Origin of the sequence: Streptomyces sp. CA-210063 (assembly GCF_024612015.1) — a bacterium.
GTDB lineage: Bacteria > Actinomycetota > Actinomycetes > Streptomycetales > Streptomycetaceae > Streptomyces.
In genome coordinates, this window is sequence record NZ_CP102512.1 from 1,569,514 (window position 1) to 1,589,662 (window position 20,149).

General features: G+C 71.8%; 19 protein-coding genes. 6 read left to right on the forward strand and 13 right to left on the reverse strand.

Going from position 1 to position 20,149, the window contains the following annotated elements; genetic code table 11:
- Positions 1–51: 51 nt before the first annotated feature.
- Both JIX56_RS06790 and JIX56_RS06795 read right to left on the reverse strand, forming a co-directional pair.
- A complete protein-coding gene (locus tag JIX56_RS06790) occupies positions 52–1,917 on the reverse strand; it encodes a rhamnogalacturonan lyase (protein WP_257537853.1) in 1,866 nt (621 codons plus the stop codon).
- Positions 1,918–1,952: 35 nt separating this feature from the next.
- Positions 1,953–2,912: a helix-turn-helix transcriptional regulator gene (locus tag JIX56_RS06795; protein WP_257537854.1), complete on the reverse strand. Its 960-nt coding sequence runs from the start codon at positions 2,910–2,912 to the stop codon at positions 1,953–1,955.
- 39 nt (positions 2,913–2,951) lie between these two features.
- Between JIX56_RS06795 and JIX56_RS06800 the strand changes: the two genes are divergently transcribed.
- Both JIX56_RS06800 and JIX56_RS06805 read left to right on the forward strand, forming a co-directional pair.
- Complete coding sequence (locus JIX56_RS06800) at positions 2,952–3,440, forward strand: hypothetical protein (RefSeq protein WP_257537855.1); 489 nt, start codon at positions 2,952–2,954, stop codon at positions 3,438–3,440.
- Positions 3,437–3,907 (forward strand): hypothetical protein, encoded by a 471-nt coding sequence (locus tag JIX56_RS06805; RefSeq protein WP_257537856.1) that lies wholly within the window; start codon positions 3,437–3,439, stop codon positions 3,905–3,907. The genes JIX56_RS06800 and JIX56_RS06805 overlap by 4 nt, the downstream gene beginning before the upstream one ends.
- 2 nt (positions 3,908–3,909) lie before the next feature.
- Here JIX56_RS06805 and JIX56_RS06810 read toward each other — a convergent pair whose 3' ends face one another.
- The 3 genes from JIX56_RS06810 to JIX56_RS06820 form a co-directional block, all read right to left on the reverse strand.
- Entirely contained in the window at positions 3,910–4,650 is a 741-nt protein-coding gene (locus tag JIX56_RS06810) for a class I SAM-dependent methyltransferase (RefSeq protein WP_257537857.1), read from the reverse strand.
- Between the two features lie 5 nt (positions 4,651–4,655).
- Complete coding sequence (locus JIX56_RS06815; protein ID WP_257537858.1) at positions 4,656–4,961, reverse strand: 4a-hydroxytetrahydrobiopterin dehydratase; 306 nt, start codon at positions 4,959–4,961, stop codon at positions 4,656–4,658.
- Positions 4,962–5,083: 122 nt separating this feature from the next.
- Positions 5,084–6,151, reverse strand: coding sequence for an ADP-ribosylglycohydrolase family protein (locus JIX56_RS06820; RefSeq protein WP_257537859.1), 1,068 nt, complete (start codon positions 6,149–6,151; stop codon positions 5,084–5,086).
- Between the two features lie 36 nt (positions 6,152–6,187).
- Here JIX56_RS06820 and JIX56_RS06825 point away from each other — a divergent pair, with 36 nt between their 5' ends.
- On the forward strand, positions 6,188–7,045 hold the full coding sequence (locus JIX56_RS06825) for a helix-turn-helix domain-containing protein (RefSeq protein WP_257537860.1): 858 nt from the start codon (positions 6,188–6,190) through the stop codon (positions 7,043–7,045).
- 19 nt (positions 7,046–7,064) lie between these two features.
- Here the strand turns inward: JIX56_RS06825 and JIX56_RS06830 are convergent, their stop codons facing one another.
- Positions 7,065–7,481 carry a hypothetical protein gene (locus JIX56_RS06830; protein ID WP_257537861.1) on the reverse strand — a complete coding sequence of 139 codons (417 nt, stop codon included), beginning with the start codon at positions 7,479–7,481 and terminating at the stop codon, positions 7,065–7,067.
- Positions 7,482–7,831: 350 nt separating this feature from the next.
- Between JIX56_RS06830 and JIX56_RS06835 the strand changes: the two genes are divergently transcribed.
- Entirely contained in the window at positions 7,832–8,695 is an 864-nt protein-coding gene (locus JIX56_RS06835; protein WP_257537862.1) for a helix-turn-helix domain-containing protein, read from the forward strand.
- A 153-nt stretch (positions 8,696–8,848) separates the two neighbouring features.
- On the opposite strand, the gene dnaK is transcribed toward JIX56_RS06835, so the two are convergent.
- From dnaK to JIX56_RS06865, 6 genes are all read right to left on the reverse strand, one after another.
- Entirely contained in the window at positions 8,849–10,717 is a 1,869-nt protein-coding gene (dnaK, locus tag JIX56_RS06840) for a molecular chaperone DnaK (protein WP_257537863.1), read from the reverse strand.
- 311 nt (positions 10,718–11,028) lie between these two features.
- Positions 11,029–11,454, reverse strand: coding sequence for an OsmC family protein (locus tag JIX56_RS06845; protein ID WP_257537864.1), 426 nt, complete (start codon positions 11,452–11,454; stop codon positions 11,029–11,031).
- An 88-nt stretch (positions 11,455–11,542) separates the two neighbouring features.
- A complete protein-coding gene (locus JIX56_RS06850) occupies positions 11,543–13,378 on the reverse strand; it encodes a vWA domain-containing protein (RefSeq protein WP_257537865.1) in 1,836 nt (611 codons plus the stop codon).
- Positions 13,375–14,436 carry an ATP-binding protein gene (locus tag JIX56_RS06855; RefSeq protein ID WP_257537866.1) on the reverse strand — a complete coding sequence of 354 codons (1,062 nt, stop codon included), beginning with the start codon at positions 14,434–14,436 and terminating at the stop codon, positions 13,375–13,377. The genes JIX56_RS06850 and JIX56_RS06855 overlap by 4 nt, the downstream gene beginning before the upstream one ends.
- A 110-nt stretch (positions 14,437–14,546) precedes the next feature.
- Positions 14,547–16,661, reverse strand: a complete 2,115-nt coding sequence (locus tag JIX56_RS06860) for an alkaline phosphatase family protein (protein WP_257550767.1) — start codon at positions 16,659–16,661, stop codon at positions 14,547–14,549.
- 276 nt (positions 16,662–16,937) lie between these two features.
- Positions 16,938–17,426 (reverse strand): hypothetical protein, encoded by a 489-nt coding sequence (locus JIX56_RS06865; RefSeq protein ID WP_257537867.1) that lies wholly within the window; start codon positions 17,424–17,426, stop codon positions 16,938–16,940.
- A 79-nt stretch (positions 17,427–17,505) separates the two neighbouring features.
- On the opposite strand from JIX56_RS06865, the gene JIX56_RS06870 reads away from it, so the two are divergent.
- A complete protein-coding gene (locus tag JIX56_RS06870) occupies positions 17,506–18,279 on the forward strand; it encodes an MBL fold metallo-hydrolase (RefSeq protein ID WP_257537868.1) in 774 nt (257 codons plus the stop codon).
- Positions 18,280–18,313: 34 nt separating this feature from the next.
- The gene (locus JIX56_RS06875; RefSeq protein ID WP_257537869.1) at positions 18,314–18,928 is read left to right on the forward strand and encodes a DedA family protein; all 615 of its coding nucleotides are present in this window, start codon (positions 18,314–18,316) and stop codon (positions 18,926–18,928) included.
- A gap of 108 nt (positions 18,929–19,036) precedes the next feature.
- Here JIX56_RS06875 and JIX56_RS06880 read toward each other — a convergent pair whose 3' ends face one another.
- Positions 19,037–20,125 (reverse strand): MBL fold metallo-hydrolase, encoded by a 1,089-nt coding sequence (locus tag JIX56_RS06880; protein ID WP_257537870.1) that lies wholly within the window; start codon positions 20,123–20,125, stop codon positions 19,037–19,039.
- Positions 20,126–20,149 lie beyond the last annotated feature (24 nt).

Genomic DNA, 20,149 nt, shown 5'->3' on the forward strand with positions numbered 1-20,149 from the left:
CCGGAGTCCGTGGGCGGGCCGGGCGCCTGAGCCCACCCACGGACCGGTCCCCTACGGCGTGTACACCGTCGGCCTGGGTGCCGTGGGCATCCCGGCGCCGATGAAGAAGCTGGTGTGCGGGGGCTGGTTGTAGGCGGTGTTCTGCCAGGCCAGACCCGTGCGGTACATCGGGTCGTGCAGCAGGGTCGTGATCTTCGTGCCGGTCTCGACCGGGGTCGAGTAGATCCTGAGGGCCGTGTTGCCGCTGGTCCGCCAGACGACCTCCTCGCGCCAGTCGCCGAGGATGTCGCCGGAGAGGGCGGGGGTGGCCTTGGTGCCGTTGTTGGAGGAGACCCCGGAGCCGGTCAGCAGGCGGGTGTCGGAGGAGGTGCCGTACTTGTCGATGCGGGTGCCGTCGAGGAGTTCACGGACCGGGTCGCCGTCCCACCAGGAGAGGAAGTTGACGGAGGAGGGCTCGCGGCCCTTCGTCGCGCCGGCCTCGTCACGGATGGACGTGTCGGAGGCGGACCACATCTCGGGGCCGTCGTTGCCGGCGTGGACGTCCCCGGCGACTCCCCGGCCGTTGTCGCAGCAGGCGGCCAGCTGCCAGCGGATCGCCCCGTTGGCCGGGTTGATGTACAGCTCTGCCGGCTGGGAGGTGGACTCGGAGACCTTGAAGTACTCCAGGCCCGAGGTGGACGGGTCGAGGTCACCGAGGTGCTGCGCGTCCCCGTGGCCCGTCCTGGTGGTCCACAGGGCGTTGCCGTTGTCGTCCACGGCCATCGAGCCGTACACGATCTCGTCCTTGCCGTCGTTGTCGACGTCACCGACGGAGAGGCTGTGCGAGCCCTGCCCGTCGTAGCCTCGGCCGCTGTTGGTGGAGGAGCTGGTGTCGAAGGTCCAGCGGCGGGTGAAGGAGCCGTTCCGCCAGTCCCAGGCGGCGATCACCGAACGGGTGTAGTAGCCGCGCGCCATGATCAGCGAGGGCCGGGCGCCGTCCAGGTACGCCGTCCCGGCGAGGAAGCGGTCCACGCGGTTGCCGTACGAGTCGCCCCAGGACGAGACCGTGCCACGGGCCGGGACGTAGTCGACGCTCTGCATCGCCTTGCCGGTCCGGCCGTTGAACATGGTCAGGTACTCGGGGCCGGACAGGATGTAACCGCTGGAGTTGCGGTGGTCGGCGGAGGAGCTGCCGATGACCGCGCCGGTGCCGTCGACCGTGCCGTCCGCCGTCTTGGCGGCGATCTCGGCCTTGCCGTCGCCGTCGTAGTCGTACACCTGGAACTGTGTGTAGTGCGCGCCCGAGCGGATGTTGCGGCCCAGGTCGATGCGCCACAGACGGGTGCCGTCGAGCTTGATGCCGTCGATGATCGTGTTGCCGGTGTAGCCGGACTGGGAGTTGTCCTTGGCGTTCGTCGGCTGCCACTTCAGGACGAACTCCAGGGCGCCGTCGCCGTCGAGGTCACCCACGGAGGCGTCGTTGGCCTCGTAGGTGTACGCGACTCCGTCCGGGGTGGTCCCGCCGGCGGGGGCGCTGATCGGCACATCCTTGTAGCCGGTGCGGAGTTGGACGGCGTGCACCGAGTCACCCTGTTCCACGCCGCCCACGATCGCGCGGACCGTGTAGTCGGCCTGGGCGGGGGCACCGGAGTGGAAGTAGTTGGTGGAGCCGGTGATCGGCGTCGAGTTGACCTTCGTTCCGGCCCGGTAGACGTTGAACGACACGTCGTTCGGGTCGGTGCCCAGCCAGCGCCAGCTGACCAGGTTGCCGCTGTCGACGTGCACACTGACCACGCCTCGGTCCAGGGCCTCGACCTGGCGGGCGGTGGCGGCCTGGGCGGGCGTGCCGGTGAACGTGGTGAGTCCGGCGGCGACGAGGGCCGCTGTCACAGCCGAGCGCAGGGCTCGGCGTCTGTGGTGCCTCTGCGGGTGCTGCACGTGACGAACCTCCAGAAAGGACGGACGGGTTCCGCCTACCGGTCGCCACCGATCCCGGCCACGTTGCCGTACCTTTCGGCCAGTTCGGCCACCGTTTTGGCCATCCTCCGGCGCAGCTCGGCAGGTTCCAGCACTTCGATGGCCGCGCCCAGCCGCAGGAACTCTCCCTGGGCGTGCTCCACCGACTCGATCGGCACCCGGGCCGTGGTCCAACCGTCGTCCCCAGCACCCCCGTCGACCGGCACGGCCCTGGCGAGGCTCGCGCCCGGCGCCAGCCGGACCAGTGCCTCGCCCCGGTACAGCCGGTCCTGGAAGCCACGCTGGTACGCCGTCCAGTACGCGGCCAGATCGAAGTCGCCGGGGCGGGTGAACTCCTCGTCGGGCGCGGTGAGTTCGAGGATCTGGTCGACGCGGTACGTGCGCGGGGCGGGGCCGGCGACGACGTACCAGCGGCCCGCCTTGAGGACGATTCCGTACGGTTCGAGGCGGCGCCGTACATCGGTGGGCTCGGCCCAGCGGCGGTAGAGGACGTGCAGGACCCGGCTGTTCCACACCGCGTCGGCGACGGCGGGCAGGAACGGGGTGTCGTCGGCCTCCGCGTACCAGCCGGGGGCGTCCAGGTGGAAGCGGCCGGCGACCCGGTCCGCGTGGGCCCGCAGCTCGGCGGGGAGGGCGGCGCGGACCTTCAGCTGGGCGGCCGCCAGGACCGCGCCGAGGCCCAGTTCGGCGGCGGGACCGGGGGCGCCCGCGAGGAACAGGGCTTCGGCCTCGTCGGTCGTCAGGCCGGTGAGGCGGGTGCGGTAGCCGTCGAGGAGGCGGTAGCCGCCGGCGTGGCCCGCGTCGCCGTACAGCGGGACCCCGGCCGCACCCAGCGCCTCCACGTCCCGGTAGACCGTGCGGACGGAGACCTCCAGCTGCTCGGCGAGCTGGGCGGCGGTCATCCGGCCCCGGGTCTGGAGCAGGAGAAGGATCGAGACGAGTCGGCTGGACTTCACTGACACATGGTGTCAGTGAAGCGGCCGTAGCGTCCCGTCATGCCCTTCACCGAGAAGTTGCTGACCGTGCCGCCGCCCATCGAGGTGGCCGGTCGGCGGATCAAGCGCTACCACGTCACCGCCGACCCGGCCGGTATCGCGCCCGACGTCGAGGAGGCGGCGTACGCGATCCTCCCGAAGCTGCTGCCGGAGCCGGACGGGACACCGCCGGCGACGTTCGTCGTGCTGCACCGGGGCGGGGACGACGGCGCCTATCTGAACGTCTACAGCTGGGTGTGGGACAACGTCCTGCACTTCGCCGGCGCGGCGGCGGGCCAGCCGGTGCTCGGTTGCCCGGACAGCGACCCGACACACTTCGTCGCCACCGACCGGCCGTGGATCGGCTGCGTCTGGGAACTGCCGCCGATCCAGCACGAACGGGACGCCTGGGTACGCCACATCCTCGCGCCCGAAGCCCCGGCCCTCGACGCCTATTTGGCCGATTCCCTGCCCGCCGGAACCACTGGTACCACCGGAGACCGCTCATGAGCAGCCCGCACGACTTCGACTTCTTCCACGGCGAGTGGGAGGTCCACCACCGCCGCCGCACCGACTTCCTCGATCCGGACAGCGGCTGGGAGGAGTTCCCCGCCACGAGCCGGTGCCAACCCCTGTTCGACGGGGCCGCGAACATCGACGAGATCGACATGCCGTACCTCGGCTCGAAGGGGTTGACGCTGCGACTGTTCGACACCGAGGCGCGGGTGTGGTCGCTGAACTGGTCCTCCAGCCGCAGCGGCAAGCTGTTCCCGCCGGTCGTCGGCCGGTTCGAGGGCGACCACGGCGAGTTCTACGGGGACGACACGTACGAGGGCAAGGACGTGCGGGTGCGGTTCGTGTGGTCGGGCATGTCCGCGGCCTCGGCCCGCTGGGAGCAGGCGTTCTCGCTCGACGACGGGGCGAACTGGCTGACCAACTGGACCATGGAGTTCAGGAGGCGGTCGGCCGACTCCTGACCTCAGCCTTTCCGGAACGCCCGCACCGTGAACTCCGGGTCCGGGCGCGCCCGGTCCTGGTCGGGCAGCGCCGCCAGCCGCACCGCGAAGTCGTCGGCGAGAGGGTCACCGGGCGGCAGCGTGACGAACCAGCCGCGGCGCAGGTCGGAGACGGTGCGGCGGGGGCTGCGGCCCTGGCCGCGTCCCTGGAAGCGGGCCTGTCCGGCGGCGCGCAGACCGTGCTCGTCGGCGTACTTCTCGACGGCCGCCGCGGTGTCCATGGCCGGGGCCCGGGGGCGCGGGGCGAGGACGGCGTCGATGTCGCTGCCCACGTTGTGGGAGGCGGCCTTGTCGACGGTGGTGACGTAGACACCGCCGGGGCGGAGCACCCGGGCGCACTCGCCGACCACGGTCCGTACGTCCTCGGGGCCGCCCAGCAGATGCAGCAGCCACACACTGGTCACGGCGTCGAACTCCCCGTCGCGGAACGGGAGTCGGCGGCCGTCTCCGATCACGACCGAGCCGGGCAGACGGGCGGCGGCGCGGCTCGCCATCGCGTACGTGAGGTCGACGCCCGTGACCCGCATCCCGTCCCGCGCGGCCGCGAACCGCCGGGTCACGATCCCGGTGCCGCACGCGATGTCCAGCAGATTCCGGGTGCCTTCGGGGACGAGGCCGAGTACGGCACGGGCGGCGGCCTCGGCCCGGGGCTCGCCGCCGCGCAGCGCGTCGTAGTCGCCGGCCTCCTTGTCGTAGTCCAGCACCCGCCTCAGCCCGCCCCGTGGCCGGGCGCGAGCGCCTCCACCCTGCGGGCCAGCTCGAAGTCCTTCTCGGTGACGGCGCCGCCCGCGCTGTGGGTGCTGATGGTCAGCGAGACGGTGTTGTAGCCGAGGGCGAGGTCGGAGTGGTGGCCGAGTTCCTCCTGCGTCCGGGCGATGTGCACGACCAGCGCGGTCGCCGCGAAGTGCGAGCCCAGCCGGTAGGAGCGGGCGAGCCGGCCTCCGTCCAGCGACCAACCGTGCAGTTCCGCCAGCCGGTCCTCGATCTCCTTCTGCGACAAGGGTTCGACGGGCATGGCCCACTCCTTCCGAGACGTCCCCTCCGTGACGTGCGGTCCCTCTCAGCGTGCCACAGCCCGGCCGCCGGGTCCCTGGTCAGGCGGCCGGCCGACCGGATCCGTCCGTACGCCGTCAGTGATCAGATCCGTACGCACTCCGCCGCGAAGTCGTCCGCCAGTACGGTGATGTCGGCGCGGCCCTCCGTCGCCGCCACCCATTCCTGGGGCAGACCGTGGTCGCCGTAGTGGGCGCCGAGGAGGTTGCCGCAGAGGGAGCCGGTGGAGTCGCTGTCGCCGGAGTGGTTGACGGCGAGGAGAAGTGCTTCCGTGACGCTGTGCGTGGCGAGAGCGCAGTACAGGCCCATGGCCAGGGCCTCCTCGGCGACCCAGCCGGCGCCGAGGGACTCGACCTTCTCGGCCGTGGGCGCGCCCTCGTCCGCCAGGTCGAGGGCGCGGGTCAGGGCGCGGGTGGTCTCCTCGTGGCCCGGGTGGCGGGCCAGCAGCCGCAGGGTGCGCAGCGCGGCGCCCTCCAGGGACTCGTCGGCCACCAGATACGCGACGATCGCGGCGAGGGCTCCGGCGGCGTAGTACCCCGTGGGGTGGCCGTGGGTCATCCGGGCGCCCCGCACGGCCCGCTCGAACGCGGTCTCGGCCGGGACGCGGGCCAGCCCGAAGGGGGCCGAGCGCATGACCGTGCCGCAGCCCTTGGAGTCCGGGTTGATGGGCCCGGGCCGACCCGGCGGGACGGCCGGTTCGGCGTGGTACGGCTGGGCGAGGCCGGACAGGCAGGCGTTGCCGGGGGCGCGGCGGGCGTACAGCCAGCGCCGGGCGGCGAGGCCGGCGACGGCGCGCGGGTCGGGGCCGGGCTGCCGCTGGGTGTCGAGCCAGCGGCCGTAGGCGCCCCGGACCAGGTCGGACCAGGCGCCGTCGACGCCCTTGAGCCGCTCGTGCTCATGGGCCTGGTGGAGTCCCTCGACGGTGAAGAGGGTCATCTGGGTGTCGTCGCTGACGCGGCCCACGACGCCCTCGCCGTCCGGCACGAGCCCGGTCACGCCGCGGTCGCCGTACGTGGACCGGATGATCGGCAGCGAGGCGAACTCGATCGGATAGCCGAGCGCGTCACCGACCGCGCCGCCCAGCAGGCACCCTCGTACCCGTGCCCGGTAGACGGCCGTCGCCTCCCAGGACGGGTTCCACGGGTTGTACACGCGTCACTCCTCGATCGCCTCGGCTACGTTCTTCGTATGACCATTGTCCCGACCGGCGCCTCGGGCCGTCCCGCCACCCCTCCCGACCAGGGCGTGGGCCCGCTGTTGCGGGCCTGGCGGGAGGAACGGCGGGTCAGCCAGCTGGAGTTGGCGCTGCGCGCCGGTTCCTCGGCCAGGCACATCAGTTTCGTCGAGACGGGCCGCTCCCGCCCGAGCGAGGAGATGGTGCTGCGGCTCGCCGAGCACCTGGACGTACCGGTACGGGAGCGCAACGCGCTGCTCCTCGCGGCGGGTTACGCCCCGCGCTACCCGGAGACCCCGCTGGACGACCCGGCGATGGCCGCCCTGCGCGAGGGCATGGAGCGGCTGATCCAGGGCTACGAGCCGTATCCGGCGCTGGTGATGAACGCGACGTACGACGTCATGGCCGCCAACCGGGGCATCGTCATGCTGCTCGACGGCGTGCCCGAGTCGCTGCTCGTGCCGCCGCTCAACGCGATGCGGCTGACCCTCCACCCCGAGGGCCTGGCGCCGCGCATCCAGAACCTGCGTGCCTGGCGCGGTCATCTGCTGGAGCAGATGGAACGCCAGATCGCGCTGCGCCGCTCGGAGCCGTTGCGCGCGCTGTACGAGGAGGTGGCGGCGTACCCGCTGCCGCCGGGGGCACTCGACGACGGGCCCGGCGAGGATGCCGGTGCGGGTCCCGATACTGAGGCGAGTGCCTACTTCGCGCTGCCGATGCGGATCGAGCACGAGGGCCGGGTGCTCTCCTTCATCTCATCGGTCTCGACGTTCAATACGCCCATGGACGTGACCGTGGCCGAGCTGGCCATCGAGACGTTCCTCCCGGCCGACCCGGCGACGGTCAAGTATCTTCACTCACTCATGAACTGACGTTCCCTCAGTTTCTGGCTCATGTACCGGTCGCGCGCACGGCGACGTACTGGACCGCCGCGAACCCGGCGACGGTCAGTGCCTGGAGCAGCGTCCACACCGTGCCCGCCGTGCTCGGCGTCAGCCACAGGACCAGCGCGACGAGGCTGAGGACCGTCCAGGCTAGGTTGGCGTCGATCACGGCCCGTACGGCCGGCGTGGGCGGACGTTCACGCGAGGCCAGCAGGCCGACACCCGCCGCGTACACCGTAAGAAACACGCCAAGTGCGACGAGCAGTGTGGAGTCGACGCCGAGGAAGCGGCCGAGGGGGCCGGGGACGAGAAGGTAGGCGAGCCCGTTCGCCCCGGTCACCACCGCGTCCACGGCCAGGAAGCGGCGCAGCATGGTCCGGGGGTCGGTGGTCCGGGCGAGCAGGGCGAGCTGGGTCGTGGACATAGCAAATCACTCTCCGTCGAGGTCGTGGTCGGGAAATCCGGCGGAGGGCCGGGAGTCTGGCCGGAAGGACGGCGGCGGAACACGGTCCGGGCCCGGATACCGGGCCGGAGTGCGCGGGCCCGGAATCCGGTGACTTCACCTTGCCGGGCGGGGTGTGCGGAGGTCGATTACCTCGGAGGTCATGGCACCCCGTACCCTGTCGGGTCGTCGTGGCGGAGGCTGCCGGAACCGACGTGTCGATCTCTCCGGACAGCCGGAGATCCGGGGCGTCGCGTTCCGGCCGACCCCGTGAGATGTCCACCGGAACATGACAGACTGTGCGCGTATCTCGGCGCGTGGGGAGGCGTGGCGTGAGTGAGCGGCGGGCCGCGCCCACCGTGGGTCAGGTGGTGCTCGGAAGACGGCTGCAGGAACTGCGCGAGGCCGCCGGGCTCAAGCGCGAGGAGGCGGCGCGCGTCCTGCGGGTGGCCCCGGCGACGGTACGGCGTATGGAGACCGCCGACGTCTCGCTCAAGATCCCGTACGTACAGGTGCTGCTGACGACGTACGGCGTCGCCGAGCGGGAGGTCGCGGCGTTCGTGGCGCTGGCCGAGGAGGCGAACAAGCCCGGGTGGTGGCAGCGGTTCCACGATGTGCTGCCCGACTGGTTCAGCGTGTACGTCAGCCTTGAGGGTGCGGCGCATCTGATCCGGCAGTACGAGCCGCACTTCGTGCCGGGGATGCTGCAGACCGAGGAGTACGCGCGGGCCGTGATGGAGGCCGGGACGGTCGGCCAGACGGGGCCCGAGACGATCGATCGCCATGTGTCACTGCGGATGGCCCGGCAGAAGCTGCTCACCCAGGAGAACCCTCCGCACCTCTGGGTCATCATGGACGAGACGGCCCTCATGCGTCCGGTGAGCATCCGCTCCCAGGTGATGCGCGACCAGATCGACCGGCTCCTGGACATCACCGAGAAGGACCACGTCATCCTCCAGGTCGCCGAGTTCGCCAGCGGGCCCCACCCGGGCACCTACGCCCCCTTCTCCCTCTTCCGCTTCGCCGAACCCGAACTCCCCGACATGGTCTACACCGAATACCTCACCGGCGCCCTCTACCTCGACTCCCGCGGCGAGGTCGCCCTGCACCTCGAGGTCCTCGACCACATGGCCGCGCATGCGGCGTCCGCCGAGCACACGAGAGAGATCCTGGAGCGCTACCGCGACAAGTACTGAGGCCGGCCCCATGGACACGCACGGCCGGTTCGGCACCGCCGGGACGCGCAGCGTGGGCTGATCGCCCTCGCGGCGGGATATGGGGAGCGGCGGGTTCAGAAGAGTCAGCCGAGCCCTCCGCCCCGGCCGAACCGTCCAGAACCCGCGACCGGCCTACGCCGCTCCCCCCTTCGTGTCCTTGTCCTCGTCGACGATTTCCGCGTCGACCACGCCCTCTTCGTCGGTGGAGCCCTCGGCGGGGCCGGGGCTCGGTTCGTCGGCTGGGGTGCCGGCGGCGGCCGCGTACATGGCCTGGCCCATGCGTTGGCTGACGGTCGCCAGTTTCTCCGTGGCGGTGTGGAGGGTGGCGGTGTCTTCGGGGGTTTCCAGGAGGCGTTTCACGTCGGTGATGGCGGACTCGACCTCGGAGCGAACGTCGGCGGGGACGCCTTCCACGTTGTCGCGGAGGAACTTCTCCGTCTGGTAGACGAGTTGCTCGGCGTGGTTGCGGGTCTCGGCGGCCTCGCGGCGCCGGCGGTCGTCGTCGGCGTACTGCTCGGCCTCCCGCATCATGCGGTCGATGTCGTCCTTGGGGAGGGCGGAGCCCCCGGTCACCGTCATCTTCTGTTCGCGGCCGGTCGCCAGGTCCTTCGCCGACACATGCATGATGCCGTTGGCGTCGATGTCGAAGGCCACCTCGATCTGCGGCACGCCGCGCGGCGCCGGCGGCAGCCCGGTGAGGTCGAAGACGCCCAGCTTCTTGTTGTAGGCGGCGATCTCCCGCTCGCCCTGGTAGACCTGGATGCCGACCGACGGCTGGTTGTCGGCCGCCGTCGTGAAGATCTCCGAACGGCGGGTGGGAATCGTCGTGTTGCGTTCGATCAGCTTCGTCATGATGCCGCCCTTGGTCTCGATGCCCAGGGACAGCGGGGTGACGTCGAGGAGCAGGACGTCCTTCACATCGCCGCGGATGACTCCCGCCTGGAGCGTGGCGCCCATGGCCACCACCTCGTCGGGGTTCACACCCTTGTGCGGGTCCTTGCCGGTGAGTTCCTTCACGAGGTCGGTCACGGCGGGCATGCGCGTCGAGCCGCCGACGAGGATGACGTGGTCGATCGCGGCGAGCTTGACCCCCGCGTCCTTGACGGCCTGGTGGAAGGGCGTCTTGCAGCGGTCGAGCAGGTCGGCGGTCAGCTCCTGGAACTGAGTGCGCGTCAGCTTCTCCTCCAGGTGGAGCGGCCCCTCCCCGGAGGCGGTGATGTACGGCAGGTTGACGGACGTCTCGGAGGAGCTGGACAGCTCGATCTTGGCCCTCTCCGCGCCCTCGCGCAGCCGTTGCAGCGCCATCTTGTCGTTGCCGAGGTCGATGCCGTACTGGCCCTTGAACTTCTTGACGAGGTACTCGACGACCCGCTGGTCCCAGTCGTCGCCCCCGAGGTGTGTGTCGCCGTTGGTGGCCTTGACCTCGATGACCCCGTCGCCGATCTCCAGGAGCGAGACGTCGAAGGTGCCGCCGCCGAGGTCGAAGACGAGGACGGTCTGCTCCTCGCCCCGGTCCAGGCCGTAGGCGAGGGCCGCGGCCGTGGGTTCGTTGATGATCCGCAGGACCTTCAGGCCCGCGATCTCCCCCGCCTCCTTGGTCGCCTGCCGCTGGGCGTCGTCGAAGTACGCGGGCACGGTGATGACGGCGTCGGTGACGTCCTCCCCGAGATACGACTCGGCGTCCCGCTTCAGCTTCTGCAGGACGCGCGCGGACAGCTCCTGGGCCCGGTAGCGGGTGCCGTCCACGGAGCCCTGCTCGGGGAAGCGCCAACTCCCGTCGCCCATATGGCGTTTGACGGATCGGGCGGTGCGCTCCACGTTCGTCACGGCCTGCCGTTTGGCGACCTCGCCCACGAGGACCTCGTTGTTCTTGGCGAACGCCACCACGGACGGAGTGGTCCGCTGCCCCTCCGCGTTGGCGACGACGGTTGCTTCGCCGCCTTCCAGTACGGCCACCACCGAGTTCGTCGTACCGAGATCGATCCCGACCGCACGTGCCATCGCCGTCTCCTTCCAGCAAGGTCCGCCAGGTGTTCCCGCCTCCAGCACAAAACTTGAGTGGGCTCTTGTCAATGGGGCGTGCGGAGGCCTGGAGGCGTCTGCGGACGGCGTGCGCCAGGCGCAGTGTCCTGCCGACCGTGCCGAAGAGCAGCCGCCAGGACCGCTGGTCGACCACCGTGCGGACCGCGCTGGCGCTCGCCACGGTCCACCCGCGCACCCGGGACGACGGGGTCCGCTCGGCAGCCGTGACACCACGAAAGCCGGACAGGTGCCCTGGGAAGGCGACCTGTCCGGCGTCCGGGACCCGCGGGTCAGGCCAGTTCGGCCGTCAGGGTGATGGTCGTGCCGGTCAGGGCCTGGCTGACCGGGCAGTTCTTCTTGGCGCCCTCGGCCGCCTCCTGGAAGCCGTTCGCGTCCAGGCCGGGGACCTCGCCACGGACGGTGAGGTGGATGCCGGTGATGCCCTCGCCGGGCTGGAAGGTCACGTCGGCCTTCGTCTCCAGCCGGGTGGGCGGGGTGCCCGCGCCGGTGAGGCCGTGCGAGAGCGCCATGGAGAAGCAGCTGGAGTGGGCGGCCGCGATCAGTTCCTCGGGGCTGGTCTTGCCGTTCGCCTGCTCCGCGCGCGACGGCCACGACACCGGCTGCGAACCGATGCCGGAGGAGTCGAAGGTGACGGTGCCGCTGCCCTTGAGCAGTTCGCCTTCCCAGACGGTGTGTGCGGTGCGCGTGGTGGCCACGATGAGTCCTTTCTGTGGGTCACGATGCCGGGGTCCCGTTGCCGGGTTCCGTGACCCCCATCCGATCACACTCCGGCGCGTGCGAGGCTCATCTCACCCTGAACACCGGCCCACGCGCGGTGAACGGCAGGCGAGCACCCTGTGGAATGAGATAGGCGTGCTCGCGCCGCACGCGCAGCACGTCGCACCAGCCGTCCGTGATGACGAGGACGGGCGCGCCGGGCGGGAAGTCGTCGGCCCGGTGCAGCAGGTCGATGCCCGGTTGCAGCACCGTGCCGCCGCGCCCGTGGACGCGGACGCGCCCGGCGATCTCGGTGACCGGCAGGAAACCCGCGTCGTGCGGGGCCGCGTCGCAGAACACGACCCGGGCGGCCGGTACGTCACGGGCCGCGGCGTACGAGGCGATCGCGCCCAGCGCCTTGCCGAGCAGTACCCGGTCCATGGAGCCGGAGGTGTCGAGGACGACGCCGAAGGTGCAGCGGGCGATCTCCTCGGGCGGGACATACCGTCCGGCGCGCGGGATGTCGGGGGTGGCCGACTGACGGCGCGAGGGGCGCGCGTAGGTCCGTACGGGCTGTGGGCTGGGCACGAACTCGTCGAACCAGCGGGCGAGTCGGGCGTCCCAGGGCAGCGGCGGGTGGCTGAGGGCGCGGATCTCCTCGACCAGGCCGGCGGGCAGGAGACCACGCTCCTGCCGCTCGTGCAGATCGAACCCCCGGGCGAGGCCCCGGCGGTAGAACTCGTCGAGGTCCACGTAGTCGCGGGGTGAGCCGAGCGGGCCGCCGAGGATGTCACCGGCGCCCTTGCCGCGCGGGGTGGACAGCCGGCGTATGCGGCGCAGGTCGCCGACGATCCGGTCGTACACCTCCTCGGCCGACAGGCCGGCCAGCGCGGGGTCGTGCAGCAGCCCGTCGGGCATGGTGCCGACCCGCATCTCGCGCAGCCAGTCGTTGATGACGTAGTCGGCGGCGACGTTGAAGAGATACGGGTCGCGGGTGCCGCAGCGGTCGCCGTGGCGCAGGGCGGCGTGCAGCATCTCGTGGGCGAGGATGAACCGCCATTCCTCGTCCTCGAACTGCCGGAGCGGGTTGATGTAGATCTCGCCGGCCTCCGCGTCGACGGCCGCGATGGCGATGCCGTGGGCGTGGGCGAGTTCGACGTCGGCGACGATCCTGATGCCGGCCGCGATGCCGCCGAGCAGCGGGTAGGAGGAGATGAACCAGCTCAGCGCCTTCTCCCAGGGCCGCTTGCGGACCGGTTCGTCGTCGAGGGACTCGCGGCGGCCGCCCGCCATGTCCATCGCGGCGGACATGGTGCTGGTGAGGGCGTACGCGAAGGCGAGCTGCCAGTCCGGGGGCTGTCCCTGCCATGTGGGCCAGGACAGCAGGAGCTGGTCGGGCTCGCCGCCGGCCGTGCCGCAGCGCTCGTACGCCGCCGGGAGCCCGTCGCGGCGCCAGCGGGCGGCGAGGCGCTCCTCGTCGCCGTCCGGATAGCGGGCGGGCAGGTTCTCGGGCGTCAGACCGACGGGGAACGTGAGCAGGAAACGGTTGACGGCGACGCAGCGGGCGGCGAGGTCGAACCGGTCGGGCTGTTCGCGCACGCCCTGGGCCGCCGGAACGTGCCCGAAGCCCAGGTGGATGGCGGCGTGGGCGATGGCCCAGGCCCAGGATTCGGGGGTGGCGAGCCGGTCGGGGTGCGCGTGCAGGACGCCCTCGGAGTCGACGCGGACGAGGCCGTCGCGGGGCGCGAGATCGCACTTCTCCTTGCGGCAGGTGCTGAAACGGACCGCGCGCAGCGCGGAGTTGGCCCGCACCGTCGCCAGCCCCGCCTCGAACGCCTCACCGGCGAGGTCCCGTTGAGTCTTCCGCTTGCCGTTCCCCTTGCTCTTGCCCTTGCCCTTCCCCTTGCCGCCGGCCGCGCTCATCGACGCGCTTCCACCAGCCGGGGCATGTCCCGGGCGGCCTCGACGAGGAACCAGGCGGGCAGGACGGGGTTGCCGTCGGGGTCGCCGGCGATGACGGTCTGGGCGACCTCGACGGAGATCTCGGCGAGCTGCACCAGCAGGGACTTGGCGCGGTACGCGGTCTGCCGCCCGTTCACCGACATGTGCTGCTTGCTCGCGGGCAGTTCCTTGATCAGCCGGCCGCGGAAGGAGTCGGCGAGGTAGTACAGCAGGTCGCGGTCCTCCAGGCGGTGGGGCCAGCCGGCCTCGCCCTTGAGGATCGCCTCGATGCCGAACCGGCTGCGCACGATCTTGACGTAGCCGCAGAAGGCGACCGCGTGCGCCGGCGTCAGCGTGCCGTGTGCGAGGACCTTCAGGGTCTCCTCGTCGAGGTCGCGCCCGAAGGAGTGCAACGCGTCGGAGAGCATGTGCCAGGAGCGGGGCGTGGAGAACGGCTCCTCGGTCTTCGGCGGCTTGGACCACAGGTGGTCCGGGCGGTCGGTGAGGTGGTCCAGGATCCAGGGGTGGATGCCGCTGCCCGCGGCCCACGCCAGCCAGTCCTTCGCCGAGGCCTCGAGGTGGACGTGGGTGAGGCGGTTGACGAGGGCGGACGCGATGGGGCGGGCGAGGGCGTTGTCGGTGGCGCGGTTGCCGGCGCCGATGACGATGGAACCCTTCGGCAGTTCGTAGGCGCCGATACGGCGGTCCAGGATCAGCGAGTAGAAGGCCTTCTGCACATCCGGGGTGGCCGCGTTCAGCTCGTCAAGGAACAGGCAGTACGGCTCGTCGCGGGCGATCGCCTCCGGCGGGCAGAACACCGAGCGACCGTCGCGGATCTGCGGTACGCCCATCAGGTCCTCCGGCGCGAGCTGCGTGCCGAGGAGGCTCACGCACTCCAGGCCCAGCGACTCGGCGAAGTCCCGCACGAGGGAGGACTTGCCTATGCCGGGGGCGCCCCAGACGAAGACGGGGCGCACGGTGGCGAGGCCCAGGAGGAGGTCGGGGAGACGGGAAGGGGTGACGGTGGCGGCTGCCTGCAAAGTGTGGGCTCCGGGGGTGTTCGCGTGGACGCGCGGTGTGGGGCGTCCGGTGCGAACAGTGTGTGCGAGCTCTCTGCGGGGCGCAGCCGAATTATTCGTGGGCCGGGTGCCTATGCGTCTGCCGGGTTCTGGTCGTTGGCGGGTGCGGGTTCGTCGTGGCTGGTCGCGCAGTTCCCCGCGCCCCTTTGGGGCGCGCTGTCGTGGGCCAGTGGTACTTGGGGGCCGTTCGCCTCGCGGAGCCATCGCCTCAGTACGCGGTGGATCTGCTCGGCGCCGACCAGTTCCTCGTCGTCCTCGGCCGGGTCCGACAGGGCCAGCGGAGACATGAGGAAGGGGCGGGCCTGGCAGCCGCCCAGGCCGCCGTGGGAGCCGATCTGTTCCTCGAAGGCGAGGACTTCGCCGTCGGCCGGGTCGTACCAGGAGTTGACCATGATGTCGGCGACGTGCGGGAAGCCGTGCGTGCGGCGTACGGCTTCGGCGGCGCCGGGGCCGAAGTCGGCGAGTGGGCCCGGGTGTTCGTCGCTCAGCTCGTCGACCGGGATCTCCGCGCCGTGCGCGCCGAGTACGAGACCGCCGTGCTCCTCGCTGCGGACGAGGACGAAGCCGATGCCCGGGTGGTTGGCGAGCGTGGAGAGCAGGGCCGGGTGACGGGCGTCGATCTCCTCGCGGCTCATCCGGTGCGGCACGTCCGGGAAGGAGACGAGGCCGAGGTTGCCGGAGGCGAGCACGATCGGCTCGGAACGGCGCGTCGGCCGGTACTCCTCGACGCCCTCCTCCACGGGGATGCGCAGCGCGGCCCGTACGGCCGCCCGTGCCTCGGCGCCGCTGTGGGTGCGCCGGGCGCGGCGCGGTACGGGCAGGCCGCAGCCGGCGCGGACCAGGTTGCCGAGGGTGAGGCCGTAGCGGCCGAGGAAGGTCTCGCCGGGGCTCTGGCCGTGGTCGGAGAGGAGCACGATCCGGTAGGCGCGCGGGGCGTGTTCGGCGACCTGGGCGATCAGCGCGAGGGAACGGTCGAGGCGTTCGAGGACCTTCGCGGCGTCCCGGCTGTGCGGGCCGGAGTGGTGGGCGACCTCGTCGTACGCCACCAGGTCCGCGTAGATCGCCGCGCGGCCCGCGAACATGTCCCCGATCACCGCGGAGACGACGACATCGCGTTCGACGACGGTCGCGAAGGCGCGGATGAAGGGGTAGAGGCCGCCGCGCGCGACGCGGGGCCGCTGCTCGGCGAACCTGGCGCGGGTGGACTGGCCGATCTCCCGCCCGACGTCGGCGACGAAGGACATGGCGGTGCGGACGGCGTTGGCGGGGTCGGAGAAGTAGGCGAAGTACCCGGCGCGGGACCGGTTGCGCCTGCCCCGGCGGGCCGCGATCGACAGGACGAGCGCGAGCTGGTCGGCGCCGCCGCTGAAGAGGTTGCCGCGGCTGGCGCCGTCGACGGTGAGCAGGCCGCCGTCGCCGGTGCGGTCGATGGCCCGGCGCTGGAGTTCGGCGGCGCTGGCGGGCCGGTTGCAGACCATCACCTCCCGGCGATCCTTCTCGTACCAGCGGAAGGCCGGCACGTCGTGGTTGCTGCCGTGCAGGATGCCGAGCTGGCTGGCGCCGGTCTGGCTCGACCAGTCGGTGCGCCACGGCGTGAGCCGGTGGGTGGGCCGGGGGTGGGTGGTCCCGGTCGGCGGACGGCCCAGCCAGGTGGCCACGGTCGGCATGAGTCCCTTCTCCGTCGCCGCCTCCAGCACGTCGTGGCCGACGCCGTCGAGTTGGAGGAAGAGGGTGCCGGGTCCGGCGGGTCCCGGACGGCCCTCGGCGTGCCTGCGGCGGCGGTCGGCCAGCCGGTACAGACGGCGCCGGTACGCGTCGTCGTCCCGTACGGCGAGGGCACCGCCGGTGGCGGAGGCGACGGCGGACATCACCGCGGCGACCACCACGGCGGTCTCGGGCTCGGCCTCACCCTGGCCGGAGGGGCTGATCCACAGCGCGACCAGGAGCAGCGAGCCGTTGAGGAAGAAGACGAGCAGGCCGAGAACGAGGGCCGGTACGAGCAGCAACGCGCGCACCAGCAGCGGCCACACGAGCGAGGACAGCAGGCCGAACGCCCCGGCCCCGAGGGCCGCGGTCACCCCGATCTGTGTGGCGCTCTCGCCGGTCCGGGACTGCAGTCGGAAGTCGGGCAGCGCGCCCGCGAGCGCCAGCAGCGTCAGTGTGGACACCGCCCATACGGCCAGCATCCGCCAGATCCCGCGCAGTAGGCTCCGCCAACGACCACCGCCCACGTTCGGCCACCTTTACCGTCCTGATCCTGGGCCCAGCCTGTCATAGGGGGTGGGGGCGCCGGGGTGGCATTCCGGGTGGCATGGAGGCAGAGGCGGAGTACGGCCCCGGAAGAGCTCGAGACGTGCTGTGCGTTGCGGACTGCGGGTCGTATGGGGCTGGTCGCGCAGTTCCCCGCGCCCCTGAAGGGGCGCACAGGCGCCCGGCGCTTGAAACAGTCCCCTCGCTCCCGCTCAGCGGCCGTCGTAGCCCGCTGTCGGCATGGAGAGGCGGCGGTGGACGCTGGCCTTCATCTGGGCGTCGTAGGCGGGTTCGGCGTGGCCGACGGTTTCGACGCGGATGCCGCGGCGGGCGCATTCGGCGGTGAAGTCGTCGACGGAGGCGAGGGCCCGTTCGAGGACGCGGCGGCTGGGGGCGACGAAGAGGTCGACGAGGCCGGCGTCGACGTCGGCCCACAGGGCGCTGTGGTCGGGGCGCAGCCCGCGAACGAGCAGCTCGCGTGTCACCACATAGCCGCGCTCGGCGGCCCAGCGGGCGCACATGGCGTGCTGGCTGCGGGAGTCGACCAGGAAGGGATCGGCCTCCAGCTCCTCCAACGGCGTCAGGCTCGCTATGGCCGCGACCCGCACGACGGCGCCACGCGGGGCCGCCCCACCGCGGCCGCGAGCCGCGTCCGGGCACGCCGTACCGTAGGCGCCACTCTTGTCTCCCTTGTCTCCCACGGTGTCCCCCTCAGACCCAGGCCGCAGACCCTACTCCAGCACGTACGCTCGGGGGAGTAGCGCGAAGGAGGCGAACGGAGTGCCGGTGGAGATCACCTGGTGGGGTCATGCGACCTGCACCGTGGAGGACTCGGGCACGCGGGTGCTCACCGACCCCCTCTTCACGCGCCGGCTCGCGCATCTGCGCAGGCGCCGGGGTGCGCCTCCCCCACCGGAGGCGGCGGTCGCGGATGTCGCACTGGTGTCGCATCTGCACGCCGACCATCTGCACGTCCCCTCGCTGGCCCGGCTCGCCCCGGGTACGCGGCTGGTGGTGCCGAAGGGCGCGGCGCGCCAGGTGCCGCGGCTGCGCAGGCTGACGCATCTGCGGCTGTGCGAGGTGGCGCCCGGGGACGAGATCAGGGTCGGTGACCTGGTCGTACGTACGGTGCCCGCGCGGCACGACGGGCGGCGACTGCCGGTCGGGCCGCATCGTTCGCCCGCGCTCGGCTTTGTGATCGAGGGTGACGCGCGGACGTACTTCGCCGGGGACACCGGGCTGTTCGAGTCGATGGCCAAGGAGGTCGGGCCGGTCGACGTGGCGCTGCTGCCGGTCGGCGGCTGGGGACCGTACCTCGGCGAGGGCCATCTGGACCCGGGGCGCGCGGCGGAGGCGCTTGCGCTGCTTGCGCCCCGGAGCGCGGTGCCGGTGCACTACGGCACGTACTGGCCGATCGGCATGGACGCCGTGCGCCCCCATGAATTCCACGCCCCCGGCGAGGAGTTCGTCCGCCTCGCCGCCGCACGCGCCCCCGAGGTGGCCGTGCACCGGCTCGGGCACGGGGAAAGCGTACGGCCGGGGGTGGCGCGATGAGACGACGGCCGGCAGAGGTCGTGGAGGACACCCGGTGATCGTCCTGGCCGCCGTGAGCAGCCCTCTGCCGCACGAGTCCACGCAGCAGGCGATCGGCTATCCGACGCTGTTCCTGCTGGTGCTCGTCGGGGCGCTGGTGCCGGTGGTGCCGACGGGGGCGCTGGTCAGTTCGGCGGCCGTGGTGGCGTTCCATCAGACGGCGCCGTTCGCGCTGCTGCTGGTGTTCGTGGTGGCTTCGGTGGCCGCGTTCCTCGGGGATGTCGCGCTGTACTGGCTGGGGCGGCGTGGGATGGGCTCGAAGAACGGTTCCCGCTGGCTGGAGGCGATTCGGCGCCGGGCGCAGGAGGACCGGCTGACCCAGGCCCAGGCGAAGCTCGACGACCACGGGGTGACCGTGCTGGTGCTGTCGCGGCTGATGCCGGCCGGGCGGATTCCGGTGATGCTGGCGTGTCTGCTGGCGAAGATGCCGTTGCGGCGGTTCGCGCGGGGGAATCTGCCGGCGTGCCTCGCGTGGGCCGTGACGTATCAGTTGATCGGCATTGTGGGTGGGTCGTTGTTCGCGGAGCCGTGGGAAGGGGTTTTGGCGGCGGTTGTGTTGACGTTGCTGATCAGTGTGGTGCCGAGTGTGTGGCGACGGGTGGGTCGCTGAGAACCGGTGAGAGCTCGAGGCTTGTGGTGCGTTGCGGGCTGCGGGTTCGTTGTGGCTGGTCGCGCAGTTCCCCGCGCCCCTGAAGGGCGCGGGGGTGCCCCGGCGGTCTCAGTCGAGCACTCGTGATGCGCCGATCGGCAGGTCCCATAGATCCTCTCGTGGTAGGCCCGCCGCCTTCCAGGCCGCCCGTACTCGCGTCAGCGGTTCCAGTACCGGTTCCGCCGAGAGGACGAACGTCGCCCAGTGCATGGGGACCATGCGGTGGGCGCGCAGGTCCTGGAAGGCGCGTACCGCCTCCTCCGGGTCGCAGTGGACGTCGCTGAGCCACCAGCGGGGGTCGTAGGCGCCGATGGGGAGGAGGGCCAGGTCGATGTCGGGGTAGCGGCGGCCGATGAGGGAGAACCAGTGGCCGTAGCCGGTGTCCCCGGCGAAGTAGAGGCGATGGCCGTCGGGTGCCGTGAGGACCCAGCCGCCCCACAGTGAGCGGCAGGTGTCGGTGAGGGTGCGCTTGGACCAGTGGTGGGCCGGGACGAAGTCGAAGCGGACGCCGTCGAGTTCGGCGGCCTCCCACCAGTCCAGCTCGGTGACCCGGCGGAACCGGCGCCGCCGGAACCAGGGGCCGAGTCCGGCGGGCACGAAGACCGGGGTGTCGCGCGGGAGTCTGGCCAGGGTGGGGGCGTCCAGGTGGTCGTAGTGGTTGTGGCTGATGACGACCGCGTCCACGCGGGGCAGCGCCTCCCAGGCGATGCCGACGGGGGTGATCCGCGCGGGGGTGCCGAGGATCCGGCGGGACCAGACGGGGTCGGTGAGGACGGTGAGCCCGCCGATCCGCACCACCCAACTCGCGTGCCCCGCCCAGGAGACGGCGACGGTACGCGTGTCGACGCGAGGCAGCGGGCCTGGCTCGTACGGCAGTCGCGGGATGTCGACGAGCCCCTCGGCCCCCGGCCGGACCGAGCCCTCGCGGGCGAAGCGGGCGAAGGCCTTCAGGCCGGGCAGGGGGGTGGTGAGCCGGTCGGCGAAGGAGCGAGGCCAGCGGCGGCGCTCGCCGAGCGGGCGGGGCTCGGCGAGCGGCGGGGGCGTGAGGGGGCGGGCGAAGGGTGACATGGACGGTGACATGGACGCCGGATCGTCGGTGTCCTCAGTGGTCGTCGCGGAGGTGGTCGCCGAGGTGGTCGACTCGGACTGCTGCGTCATCGAGGAGGCTCCCGTCGCTGAGCT